General features: G+C 69.2%; 11 protein-coding genes. 6 read left to right on the top strand and 5 right to left on the bottom strand.

What is annotated here, in order from left to right:
* Window positions 1–54: 54 nt before the first annotated feature.
* The 4 genes from ACFU7D_RS25430 to ACFU7D_RS25415 form a co-directional block, all read right to left on the bottom strand.
* Window positions 55–381 (bottom strand): plasmid stabilization protein, encoded by a 327-nt coding sequence (locus tag ACFU7D_RS25430; RefSeq protein ID WP_378730072.1) that lies wholly within the window; start codon window positions 379–381, stop codon window positions 55–57.
* A gap of 1 nt (window position 382) precedes the next feature.
* Window positions 383–526: a hypothetical protein gene (locus ACFU7D_RS25425; RefSeq protein ID WP_378730074.1), complete on the bottom strand. Its 144-nt coding sequence runs from the start codon at window positions 524–526 to the stop codon at window positions 383–385.
* A 28-nt stretch (window positions 527–554) separates the two neighbouring features.
* Window positions 555–1,085 carry a sigma-70 family RNA polymerase sigma factor gene (locus tag ACFU7D_RS25420; protein WP_378872630.1) on the bottom strand — a complete coding sequence of 177 codons (531 nt, stop codon included), beginning with the start codon at window positions 1,083–1,085 and terminating at the stop codon, window positions 555–557.
* Between the two features lie 189 nt (window positions 1,086–1,274).
* The gene (locus ACFU7D_RS25415) at window positions 1,275–1,895 is read right to left on the bottom strand and encodes a DNA-binding response regulator (protein ID WP_378730078.1); all 621 of its coding nucleotides are present in this window, start codon (window positions 1,893–1,895) and stop codon (window positions 1,275–1,277) included.
* 157 nt (window positions 1,896–2,052) lie between these two features.
* Here ACFU7D_RS25415 and ACFU7D_RS25410 point away from each other — a divergent pair, with 157 nt between their 5' ends.
* Window positions 2,053–2,628 (top strand): hemerythrin domain-containing protein, encoded by a 576-nt coding sequence (locus ACFU7D_RS25410; RefSeq protein ID WP_378872627.1) that lies wholly within the window; start codon window positions 2,053–2,055, stop codon window positions 2,626–2,628.
* A gap of 65 nt (window positions 2,629–2,693) precedes the next feature.
* Window positions 2,694–2,891 carry a hypothetical protein gene (locus tag ACFU7D_RS25405; protein ID WP_378730082.1) on the top strand — a complete coding sequence of 66 codons (198 nt, stop codon included), beginning with the start codon at window positions 2,694–2,696 and terminating at the stop codon, window positions 2,889–2,891.
* 3 nt (window positions 2,892–2,894) lie between these two features.
* On the opposite strand, the gene ACFU7D_RS25400 is transcribed toward ACFU7D_RS25405, so the two are convergent.
* Window positions 2,895–4,916: a M3 family metallopeptidase gene (locus ACFU7D_RS25400; protein WP_378872625.1), complete on the bottom strand. Its 2,022-nt coding sequence runs from the start codon at window positions 4,914–4,916 to the stop codon at window positions 2,895–2,897.
* Between the two features lie 61 nt (window positions 4,917–4,977).
* Between ACFU7D_RS25400 and ACFU7D_RS25395 the strand changes: the two genes are divergently transcribed.
* From ACFU7D_RS25395 to ACFU7D_RS25380, 4 genes are all read left to right on the top strand, one after another.
* Complete coding sequence (locus tag ACFU7D_RS25395; protein WP_378872623.1) at window positions 4,978–5,475, top strand: beta-class carbonic anhydrase; 498 nt, start codon at window positions 4,978–4,980, stop codon at window positions 5,473–5,475.
* A gap of 156 nt (window positions 5,476–5,631) precedes the next feature.
* Window positions 5,632–6,411, top strand: coding sequence for an ABC transporter ATP-binding protein (locus tag ACFU7D_RS25390; protein WP_378733015.1), 780 nt, complete (start codon window positions 5,632–5,634; stop codon window positions 6,409–6,411).
* Window positions 6,412–6,478: 67 nt separating this feature from the next.
* On the top strand, window positions 6,479–9,088 hold the full coding sequence (locus ACFU7D_RS25385; protein ID WP_378872620.1) for an ABC transporter permease: 2,610 nt from the start codon (window positions 6,479–6,481) through the stop codon (window positions 9,086–9,088).
* Between the two features lie 10 nt (window positions 9,089–9,098).
* A complete protein-coding gene (locus ACFU7D_RS25380) occupies window positions 9,099–11,378 on the top strand; it encodes an FdhF/YdeP family oxidoreductase (RefSeq protein ID WP_378872618.1) in 2,280 nt (759 codons plus the stop codon).
* Window positions 11,379–11,396 lie beyond the last annotated feature (18 nt).

Below are 11,396 nucleotides of genomic sequence, written 5' to 3'. Positions count from 1 at the left end.
CGCCGACCCTGTCCTGACGGGTCGGCGGCCATTCCACGCGGGAACAGCGCAGAGCTAGCGCCCCACAGCCTTCTCGAGCTCAGCCTTGTTCATCTTCGAACGTCCCTTGACGTTCTTGTCCTTGGCCTCCTCGTACAGCTGGGCCTTGGTTCGCCCGCCCGAGCCGCGGTGACTGCGTAAGCCACCGCGGCGGCCTGAGGAGATGTCCTTGGTCGAGGTGCGGCTGCGTTCGCGGGACTCTCCGCCGCGGGCGCGCTCCTTGTTCACCGTACGAGCCGCGATCTCCTCGGCGGTGTCCTCGTTCTCACCGCGTTCGAGCAGACCTTCCTTGATGTGCTCGTACTGTCGTTCTCTCTTCTTGCTCCAGGCGCGCTGTGGCATATCAGCTCTTCCTTCCCGGCTGATCGAAGCGCTCCTCGTCATCGGCGACGCGCTTGTTGCGGCGGGCGTCGTAGAGCCAGGCGGCGACGCCGACCAGCACGACGATCGCCCCGATCACGGTGAAGATGACGGCTTGGGTAGTCATGTCTTCCGGTACCCACCATCTGCACCGGTTACGCGGCGACGGCGACCCGCATGCTGCGGATGATCCGGGCCAGGGCGCGGGAGACCTGCGCCTGGGTGGCATTGATCTTCTCGCCGACCTCGGCCTGGGTCAGGCCGTCGACGAAGCGCAGCCGCAGGATCCTCAGGTCCCTCTCGCAGAGATCGCCGATCGCCTCCCCCACCAGCACCCGCGCCTCGGCGCGGTCGAAGCCGGGGTCGGCCTCGCCGTAGTGCTCGACGAGCGAGTCCCACCCGTCGTCCACCCGTTCCGGGGGTGCACAGCGAGCGAGGTCCCGGAAGCAGCGACGCATCTCGCCCTTGGCCATCGGTACGGCATAGCTCAGGAACGCGCCCTGCGCGGGGTCGTAGCGGCGGGCCGCCTTCACCAGCCCCATGTGCGCGGCCTGGCGAAGGTCGTCGGCCTCGACACCGCGGCCCGAGTAGCGGGCGGCGAGCGAGCGTGCCACCGGGAGGTGGCGTACGACCAGATCTTCCTGCTGAAGGGGAGGCAGCGGCGATGCTTCCGGTGTCCTGTCCATGATTCGAGTCTGTCGCGCGGACCAGCCAGATCTCCACGCTCAGGGGAGAAATGGCCCTCAGGGGTGAGCTCAGCCCCCACAGCACACTCACCCCTGAGGGTTAGAACCGCGGTCCCGGGTCAGTTGCCGAGACCGCGGCACCGACAGTGCGGACGTGGTGTCACTCCCCCAGGACGTAGCAGGGAGAAGTCACCCAGCCTGCTCTGTCGACACGGTATCGGTAACCATCCTGGCCCCCACGGATGCGCCCGATTCCACGGAATTCTCGTCGGGTGGCGCGAACCCGTGGGTGATCGACCAGCTGACCGCCTGGCTGCGGGTGGTGACCTCGATCTTCCGGTAGGCCTGTCGGATGTGGCTCTTGAGCGTGTTCACGCTCAGAACGAGCTTGGCGGCGATCTCCTTGTTGGACAGTCCCTGGGTGATCAGCGCGAGCACCTCGACCTCGCGCGTGGTGAGCCCGGCGACCGTGCCGAGCCGGTCCTGGCGCTCCCCCAACGGCTCCCCGGCGGCGGTGAGCTCGATGGCGCGTACGAGCTCACCGGCGTGCACGCTCATCGAGACCCAGGCCTTGGCACCGAGCGAGTAGGCCTTGACGCGCAGGTCGGGGCGCATGTCGCGGCTGAAGATCAGCACCTTGGCATCGGTCTCCTGCAGCAGATGCACGAGGTCGGACCCGTCGGCCAGATGCAGACCGAGAGTGTCGTAGAGGATCACGTCGACACCCTGCGCACGGCTGCGCACGGACGGAAGCGCCGTCACGACCAGGCGGTCAGGATAGTCCGCGAGCATGCTGGTGAGCCCCCGCATGACAACTTCCTGCGGACTGACCACCGCAACCCGCAAAACCCCCGCCCTCATCACTCCTGAACCTTCTCAGATCGGTGGTCGGTTGGACAGGTGTATGGGCAGAACACGCCGCGGGTACCTGGGCTCATGTCCACAGAACCTGAGACAGGAGCAGCACATGTCCCATGTCACCGACGATCTCAAGAAGGCATCCGACCTACCCGAGGGTGACGTGATCAGGGTCCTGCTGCAGCAGCACGCCGGCATCCGGCAGCTCTGCGCGACGGTGGCGAACTCCGAGGGCCCGGCCAAGCGCCAGGCGTTCGACGATCTCCGGGTCCTGCTCGCGGTGCACGAGACCGCCGAGGAGATCGCCGTCCATCCGGTCACCTCGACCCATGGTGGCGAGACGCTCGCCTCGGCGCTCAACGCCGACGAGAAGGAGGCCATCGAGATGCTGGCCCGACTCGAGGGTGTCGGTGTCGACAGCCCCGAGTTCGACGAGACGTTCCCGATCTTCCGGATCGCGGTCGAGCAGCACGTCGAGGAGGAGGAGCGTGTCGAGTTCCCGCTGCTACTCAGCGAGATCAGCGAGACGGCGCGTCACATGATGGCCAAGCGGCTCACGGCGACCGAGCTGGTCGCACCGACCCACCCTCACCCCGGCTCAGCCGGATCGGTGCCCAAGCAGCTGGCCACCATGCCGTTCCACTCCATCGTGGACCGTGTCAAGGACGCGCTGAGCCGTTCGTGACGTGGCACAGTGGATGCCGGACGGCATCGACGACATCATCGAAGTCTTCAGATGGGAGCAGAACCATGGTCGAGAAGGAAACCAAGGATCCGGAGACCGGCGCGGACGAGAGCACCGAGTCCCCGATCCCCTTCCCCACCCCCGAGCGGGTCGTGGAGGAAGGCGAGGAGCGCGATCGCCAGGACGAGACCGAGGAAGAGACCTTCCCCGCCAGCGACCCGCAGTCCAGCTGGGCGGGCCCGGCGGATCCTCGAGACCGCTGAGGCTCAGGCCAGGCCCCGGCGCTCCAGCAGCGGAGCGATCGGGGCCGGTCGGCCGCGCCACTCCGCATAGGACTCCAGCGGGTCCCGGGTGCCACCGATGCCGATCACATAGCGGACGTACGCCTCGCCGTTCTCCCTGGTCAGACCGCCGTTCTCCTTGAACCAGGCGACCGTGTCCGCGTCCAGGACCTCGGACCAGATGTAGGAGTAGTAGGCCGAGGCGTAGCCACCGAAGATGTGCTTGAAGTACGCCGTGTAGTAGCGCGCTCGCACCGCCGGGTTGTCCAGGCCGACCGCCGTGAGCGTGGCGGCCTCGAACTCCTCGACCGCCTCCGGCGAGGTCGGCACCTCGGCCGGACCGAGCTCGTGCCAGGCCAGGTCGATCAGCGTGGCGGCGAGGTATTCGGAGGTCGCGAACCCCTCGTTGAAGGTGGCGGAGGCCTCGAGCTTGCCGAGCACGTCGGCCGGGATCGGCTCACCGGTCTCGTGATGGACCGCGTAGTTGGCGAGCACCTCGGGCCAGAGCATCCACATCTCGTTGACCTGGGAGGGGTATTCCACGAAGTCGCGGTAGACCGAGGTCGCCGCGAACCGCGGGTAGGTCGCCCGCGCCAGCAGCCCGTGGAGCGCGTGCCCGAACTCGTGGAAGAGGGTGTTGACCTGGTCGAAGGTGAGCAGCGTCGGCTCCCCCGGCGCCGGCTTGGGCACGTTGAGGTTGTTGGTCACGATCGCCGACGGCTCACCCAGCAGCGTGTTGGCGGTGACGTAGGAGTTCATCCAGGCACCGCCCTTCTTCGAGTCCCGGGTGTAGAGGTCGAGCAGGAAGAGCCCGATCGGCTCGCCGTCGCGGGAGACCTCGAAGACCCGCACCTCGGGGTGGTAGCCGTGCAGGTCAGGCCGCTCCTCGAAGGTCAGCCCGTAGAGCCGGCCGGCGGCGAAGAAGACGCCGTCGCGCAGCACCCGGTCGGCCTCGAACCACGGCCGTAGGACGGCCAGGTCGACGTCGTATTCCGAGACCCGGACCTTCTCGGCGTAGTAGGGCCAGTCCCAGGCCTCGATCACCCCGCCGGCCGATGCCTCGAGCGCGGCCTGCTCGGCCCGGGCGTTGCGGGCCGCAGGCGCAGCCAGCCGCTCCAGCATGTCGCGAACGGCCTTCGGCGTGCCGGCGGTGTTGTCGGCGGTCACCAGGCCGGCGTAGCTGTCGAACCCGAGCAGCTGGGCCTTCTCCGCCCGCAGCCGCAGCGCGTCGAGCGCGATGCCGCGGGTGTCGTTGGCGTTGCCGCGCGAGCCGCGGGCGAGCTGCGCCTCGAACAGCCGCTGGCGGAGCTCTCGGTCCTCCAGCACCGAAAGGTAGGGGTGGGCGGTGAACAGGGTCAGCGTGATCAGGAACCTGCCCGCCAGTCCCCGGCCCTCGGCGGCCGCCGCGGCCGCGGAGATCTCGCCCGGCGTCAGCCCGGCGAGCTCCTCGACGGTGTCGACGACCACGGCGAGGTCGTTGGAGTCGGCCTGCGCCGCCTGCCCGAAGGCTGCCTCCAGCCCGGAGATCTCCTGGTTGAGCTCGCGCAGCCGCGCCTTCTGCTCCGGCCCCAGCGCAGCGCCGGCTAGGACGAAGTCGCGGTGGTAGCGCTCGACCAGATAGCGGTCCTCCCCCTCGAGCTCATCCCTCTTCTCGTAGACCGCGTTCACCCGAGCGAAGAGCGAGTCGTCGAGGAGCAGCGCGTCGTGGTGGGCCGCCAACCGCGGAGCGTACGCAGCATGGAGGTCGTCCAGGTCGTCGTCGGAGTCCGCGGAGAGCAGCGAGAAGAAGACCCGCAGGACCCGGTCCAGCCGCTCGCCGGAACGCTCCAGGGCGACCAGCGTGTTCTCGAAGCTGGGTTCCTCGGTGGAGGAGGTGATCGCGGCCAGCGCCGCCAGCTGCTCGGCCATCCCCTGCTCGATCGCCGGGCCGTAGTCCTCGATCGAGATGTCGGCGAAACGCGGCAGACGGTGGGGCAGGTCGCTGGGCTCGAGTAGGGCGTCGATCACATCGCGCACGCTATCTGACACAGCGTGAGGTCGTCGCCGCGATATCGGCTACCTTGGCGTCATGGCCGATTTCGATGACCTGCTTGCTGCGAACCGCGACTATGCCGAGAAGTTCGGCGACGGAGGCTTCGACGGCGTCGCCCACGCCGGGGTCGCCATCGTGACCTGCATGGACTCGCGCATCGAGCCGCTCGCTCTGCTGGGCCTGAGCCTCGGCGACGCCAAGATCTTCCGCAACCCCGGCGGCCGGGTCACCCCGCAGGCGATGGAGGCGTTGGTCCTCGGCGTGCACCTCCTCAACGTCAAGCGCATCCTGGTCGTGCCCCACACCCGCTGCGCGGTCGCCTCCAACACCGAGGCCGAGCTGCGCGCCAAGCTCGCCGAGTCGGCCGGCCAGGACGCCTCCTGGCTCGACCTGACCGTCGTCGTCGACGACCAGGTCCGCGCGCTCGCCGAGGACGTCGCCAAGGTCCGCTCGCACCCGTTCGTCCCCGAGGACGTCAAGGTCGGCGGTTTCATCTACGACGTCGACACCGGTCTGCTCAACCAGAAGATCTGAGCCTACGACCCTGCGAGCGAAGCGAGCAGGGTCGTAACGCGAAGAGATCGAGCGAGCGCAGCGGGTGAGCCTGCGAACCCGCGAAGCGGGTCGAGATCTACGATATCGGTACAAACCCCGATGCGCGCTCACCATGGGTGCGCGAGAGTTGGGGTCGTGACCGACGCAGACCGACTCGAGATCGCCGCCCAGGCGATCGACCTGCACAAGACCTACGGCAAGGGCGCCGCGGAGGTCCGCGCGCTCGACGGCGTGAGCCTGGACCTCTACGCGGGCCAGTTCACCGCCATCATGGGCCCGAGCGGTTCGGGCAAGTCGACGCTGATGCACTGCCTGGCGGCGCTCGACAAGCCCACGACGGGCGAGGTGGTCGTCGGCGGCCGCAAGCTCGGCAAGCTGCGCGACCGCCGCCTCACCTCGCTGCGGCGCGACAAGATCGGGTTCGTCTTCCAGGCGTTCAACCTGGTGCCGACGCTGACCGCGCAGGAGAACATCCTGCTGCCGCTCTCCCTGGCCCGGAAGAAGCCGGACCCGGGGTGGTTCGACCAGGTCATCGACACGGTCGACCTGCGGCCGCGGCTCTCGCACAAGCCGAGCGAGCTCTCCGGTGGACAGCAGCAGCGGGTCGCCTGTGCCCGGGCGTTGGTCTCCAAGCCCGACATCGTCTTCGCCGACGAGCCGACCGGCAACCTCGACTCCACCTCGGCCGCCCAGGTGCTCGACTTCCTGCGCCACAGCGTCGACGACCTGGGCCAGACCATCGTCATGGTCTCCCACGACCCGGTCGCCGCCTCCTACTGCGACCGGGTGATCTTCCTGGCCGACGGCCGGATCGTCGACGAGCTGGCCAAGCCGAGCCGCGAGGAGATCCTGGCCCACATGGCGGACCTGCAGGCGCGGGCGATGGGCCTGGCTCCGATCGGCGAAGGTGCCTGAGGGTGAACCAGACAATCGCCACACCGCCACGTCCGCACTCTGGCGCTTGCGCAAGGAAGGTGGCGACGTGCTCCGGCTGACGTTGCGCAACCTCGCCGCGCACAAGGTGCGCCTGCTCATGTCGACGCTCGCGATCGTCCTGGGCGTGGCGTTCCTGGCCGGCGTACTCACCTTCTCGCACGGGCTCGACCGCACCTTCTCCGGGATCATCAACGGCTCCACGCCCGACGGCCAGGTACGCCCGACCAACAGCGCCAGCTCGGCCGAGGCCAGCCGCCCCGGCGGGGGCGGCGCGGCCATGCTCGAGCCGGAGGCCATCGAGAGGCTGCGTACGCTGCCGGAGGTCGCTCGCGCCGACGGGGTGGTCCAGGGAGCAGGGCTCTATGTGCTCGACACCGACGACCAGCTGGTCAGCAGCTCGGGTGCGCCGACGCTGGCCTTCAACCACACCGGAACCCCCAACCTGCTCGGCGAGCCGTCGCTCGAGCTCATCGAAGGAAGCTGGCCGACCGGGGAGAAGGAGCTCGTCCTCGACGAGGCGACCGCGGAGAAGGCCGGCTACCGGGTGGGAGACTCCGTCACCCTGATCGCGCCCCAGGGCGAGACCCGCCGCAAGGTCACCCTCACCGGCACCGCCTCCTTCAACGGCGGTGGCACGGCCGGCGCGCAGCTGTTGATCTTCAGCACCGCCGGCGCCCAGAGCCTGTTCACCGAAGGCAAGGACGTCTACTCCGGGATCTCGTTGACCGCCGCCCCCGGCGTCAGCCAGAAGGAGCTCGTCGCGGCCGCGAACACGGTGGTCCCGAAGGGGTTCGAGGCCGTCACCGGCGACAAGATGGTCGAGGAGTCCGAGGACGCGATCGGTGAGTTCCTCGACGTGATCTCGGTCTTCCTGATCGTCTTCGCGGTGATCGCAGTCATCGTCGGCGCCTTCATCATCGTCAACACCTTCTCGATCCTGATCGCGCAGCGCTCCCGCCAGCTGGCGCTGCTGCGCGCCCTGGGGGCTTCCCGCCGCCAGGTCACCACGTCGGTGCTCTTCGAGGCGCTGGTGATGGCGCTGGTCGCGGCCACCATCGGCATCATCGCCGGCTGGGGGCTCGCCCACGGCCTGGCCGCCGCCTTCCGTCAGGCCGGTCTGGAGATCGCCTCCGACGTCCTCGTCCTCACCCCGCGCACCATCTGGATCTCCTACGCCGTGGGCGTCCTCGTCACCCTCGCCGCGGCCCTGCTCCCCTCCCGCCGGGCCGGGAAGGTCCCGCCGGTGGCGGCGATGCGCGAGGACACCCAGCCTCCGGCCAGATCCACCGTCCTGCGTACGTCGGTGGGGCTCGTCCTGCTGGCCGCCGGGCTCGCGATCGCGGCGGTGCCGCGGATCGGGGTCCCGGAGATCAGTCTTCCCGGCGGGTTCGACGTGCCGACGAGCCCGGCGCTGTGGGTAGGCGTCGGGGCCGGGATATCGATCCTCTCGGTCGCCTGGATCAGCGCGTTCCTGGGCCGCCCGGTCCTGGCGGCGCTGCGTACGGTCTCGGGGGCGCTCTTCGGGATGACCGGCAAGCTCGCCGGCCAGAACGCGATGCGCGACCCACGGCGCACCGGTGCCACCGCGTCGGCGCTGATGATCGGGTTGGCGCTGGTCTCGCTGATCGGCGTGCTCGCCGCCTCGATGAACGCCTCGATCTCCGACGTGGTCGAGGAACAGTTCAAGCCCGACCTGGTCGTGCAGAGCCCGACCTTCACTGCGTTCCCGACCTCGATCGGCGACGAGATGGAGAAGGTCAAGGGCGTGGCCACCGTCTCGCGTTCGCAGATCGCCCAGGCCGTCGTCGGTGAGGTGGACCTGCAGAACCCGAAGAAGAACGAGGTCGCGTTCCTCTTCGGCGTCGACGAGCACCTGCCGCAGGTCTACGACCTGGATGTGCTCGAGGGCAGCGAGGACCTCAAGCCCGGCCAGGTGCTGGTCACCGACGAGGCCGCGAAGGAGCACGGCTGGCGGCTCGGCGACCGCATCGACCTCACCTTCGTCAGCGGCCGCCAGCAGCACCCGCAGATCAGCGGGATCATCGCCCGGACCCAGGTCACCGGTGACATCACGGTGCGCATCGAAGACCTCGTCGCGGCCAAGGTGCCGCGCGAGGATGCCTCGCTGAGCATCATGCTCGCCCGCGGAGCCGACTCCGCGGTCGTCCACGAGCGTCTCGACAAGCTCGTCGAGGATCGCCCGGTGGTCGCGGTGCAGGACAAGGACGAGTTCGCCGAGTCGATCAAGGGGCAGGTCAACCAGCTGCTCTACATGATCTACGGCCTGCTCGCGCTGGCGATCGTGATCGCTGTGATCGGCATCGTCAACACCCTCGGCCTCAGCGTCATCGAGCGCACCCGCGAGATCGGGTTGCTGCGCGCCATCGGCCTCTCGCGTGGCCAGCTGCGCCGGATGATCACCCTGGAGTCGGTGACGATCGCGGTCCTCGGCGCGGTCCTCGGGCTCGTTCTCGGGGTGCTCTTCGGGGTGCTGCTGCGCGACGCGCTGCGCGAAGACCTCACCAGCCTGTGGGTGCCGCTCGACCAGCTGGCCGTCTTCCTGGCGATCGCCGTCTTCGTCGGCGTCCTGGCCGCGCTCCTCCCCGCCATCCGCGCAGGAAGGGAAGACGTCCTCAAGGCCATCGCCTCGGAGTAGTGTGCCTCGGGTGAGCACCGAGCACACCACAGACCTGCCCGAACCCACCCTCCGCGTCCACCAGCCGGAGACGGCTGCGGTGGGGATTCCCGGGGTGGCCCACTCGATGGAGTACGCGCTGCGCGAGATGGGCCCCAAGCGCAGCCTGCAGACGCTGCTCCAGGTCAACCAGGTCGGCGGCTTCGACTGTCCCTCCTGCGCCTGGCCGGACCCCGACCATCGCAAGGCGGCCGAGTTCTGCGAGAACGGCGCCAAGGCGGTGGCGTGGGAGGCGACCCGCAAGCGGGTCGACCGCGACTTCTTCGCGGCCAACTCGGTCTCCTCGCTCAACGAGCGCGACGACCACTGGCTCGAGTCGCAGGGTCGGCTGACCGAGCCGATGTACATCGCCCCCGGCGAGACCCACTACTCCCCCATCACCTGGTCCGAGGCGATCTCGCTGATCGCCGGTCGTATGCGCGCGGCCGACCCCGACCGTTCGGTCTTCTACACCTCCGGCCGCGCGTCCAACGAGGCCGCGTTCGTCTACCAGCTGCTCGCCCGCCAGCTCGGCACCAACAACCTGCCCGACTGCTCCAACATGTGCCACGAGTCCAGCGGCACCGCGCTCGGCGAGGTCATCGGCATCGGCAAGGGCACGGTCACCTACGACGACCTCGCCGAACACTCCGACCTGATCTTCGTGGTCGGCCAGAACCCCGGCACCAACCACCCACGGATGCTGACCGCGCTCGAGTCCGCCAAGGAGAACGGCGCCAAGGTCGTCTCGGTCAACCCGCTTCGCGAGGCCGGGATGGGGCGGTTCCGCAACCCCCAGACCGTACGCGGCGTCAGCGGCGTCGGCACCCAGCTCGCTGACGTCCACGTGCCCGTGCAGGTCAACGGCGACCTCGCGCTGTTCGCCGGGATCAACAAGCTGCTCGTCGAGCGCGACGCCATCGCGCACCCGTTCCTCGAGGAGCACACCGACGGCTTCGAGGTCGCCGCGCAGGCCTGGGCGGCGATGGAGTGGGACGAGATCACCCGGCTCAGCGGCATCTCGCGGGAGGAGATCGAGTCCCTCACCGACCTGGTCGAGTCCCGCGAGCGCGTCATCGTGTGCTGGGCGATGGGCCTGACCCAGCACAAGAACTCGGTCGCCACGATCCGCGAGATCGCCTCGTTCCTGCTGCTGCGCGGCAACATCGGCAAGCCCGGCGCGGGCGCCTGCCCGGTCCGCGGCCACTCCAACGTGCAGGGCGACCGCACCATGGGCATCTGGGAGAAGCCGCCGGCGTGGTTCCTGGACGCCGTCGGTGACGAGTTCGGCATCACGCCACCGCGCGAGGACGGTTACGACGTCGTCGCCGCCATCGAGGCGATGCGCGACGGCGCCGTCGACGTCTTCCTCGCCCTGGGCGGCAACTTCGCCGCCGCGACCCCCGACACCGCCGTCACCACGGCGGCCCTGGCCAACGTCGGCCTCACCGTCCAGGTCTCGACCAAGCTCAACCGCAGCCACCTCCACCACGGCCGCGAGGCTCTGATCCTCCCCTGCCTGGGCCGCACCGAGCGCGACGAGACCGGCGGCCGCGAGCAGTACGTCACCGTCGAGGACTCGATGGGCATGGTGCACGCCTCCCACGGCCGCCTGCTTCCGGGCTCGAAGGAGCTGCGCAGCGAGGTCGGCATCGTCTGCGCCATCGGCGAGGCGCTGTTCGGCTCGGACCAGGGCATCGACTGGGCCACGATGGGCGTGGACTACTCCCGGATCCGCTGGCACATCTCCGCGGTGGTCCCCGGGTTCGAGGACTTCGAGACCCGGCTGAAGGCACCCGGGGGCTTCGCCCTGCCCAACGGCCCGCGCGACTCGCGCACCTTCGACACCGCGACCGGCCGGGCCCGGGTCACCGCCAACCCGCTGACCGCGATCTCGGCTCCCCCGGGCCACCTGCTGCTGCAGACGCTGCGCTCCCACGACCAGTTCAACACCACCGTCTACGGCTACAACGACCGCTACCGCGGCATCAAGGGCGGGCGCCACGTCGTCTTCGTCAACCCCGAGGACCTCCGCGAGCTCGGCATCGCCGACGGCGACACCGTCGACATCGTCTCGGTCTGGACCGACGGCGAGCGCCGGGCCGAGGGCTTCCGCGTCGTCGCGTACGCCACCCCTCGCGGCTCCACCGCGGCGTACTTCCCGGAGACGAACGTCCTCATCCCCCTCGACTCCTACGCCGACGGCAGCCGCACCCCGACCTCGAAGTCGGTCGTCGTACGCCTAGACCCCCGCCGAGTCGTCTCATCCTGACCTGAATTCCAGCCGAGT

Source organism: Nocardioides sp. NPDC057577 (assembly GCF_042801335.1).
Taxonomy (GTDB): domain Bacteria; phylum Actinomycetota; class Actinomycetes; order Propionibacteriales; family Nocardioidaceae; genus Nocardioides.
Note: the sequence above shows the minus strand (reverse complement) of the source record. Positions and strands in the feature narration are given on the sequence as shown.

Excerpts from the sequence above, each read along its gene's own strand:
- ACFU7D_RS25430 (WP_378730072.1), bottom strand. The coding sequence starts at position 381 with ATGCCACAGCGCGCCTGGAGCAAGAAGAGAGAACGACAGTACGAGCAC.
- ACFU7D_RS25425 (WP_378730074.1), bottom strand. The coding sequence starts at position 526 with ATGACTACCCAAGCCGTCATCTTCACCGTGATCGGGGCGATCGTCGTG.
- ACFU7D_RS25420 (WP_378872630.1), bottom strand. The coding sequence starts at position 1,085 with ATGGACAGGACACCGGAAGCATCGCCGCTGCCTCCCCTTCAGCAGGAA.
- ACFU7D_RS25415 (WP_378730078.1), bottom strand. The coding sequence starts at position 1,895 with ATGCGGGGGCTCACCAGCATGCTCGCGGACTATCCTGACCGCCTGGTC.
- ACFU7D_RS25410 (WP_378872627.1), top strand. The coding sequence starts at position 2,053 with ATGTCCCATGTCACCGACGATCTCAAGAAGGCATCCGACCTACCCGAG.
- ACFU7D_RS25405 (WP_378730082.1), top strand. The coding sequence starts at position 2,694 with ATGGTCGAGAAGGAAACCAAGGATCCGGAGACCGGCGCGGACGAGAGC.
- ACFU7D_RS25395 (WP_378872623.1), top strand. The coding sequence starts at position 4,978 with ATGGCCGATTTCGATGACCTGCTTGCTGCGAACCGCGACTATGCCGAG.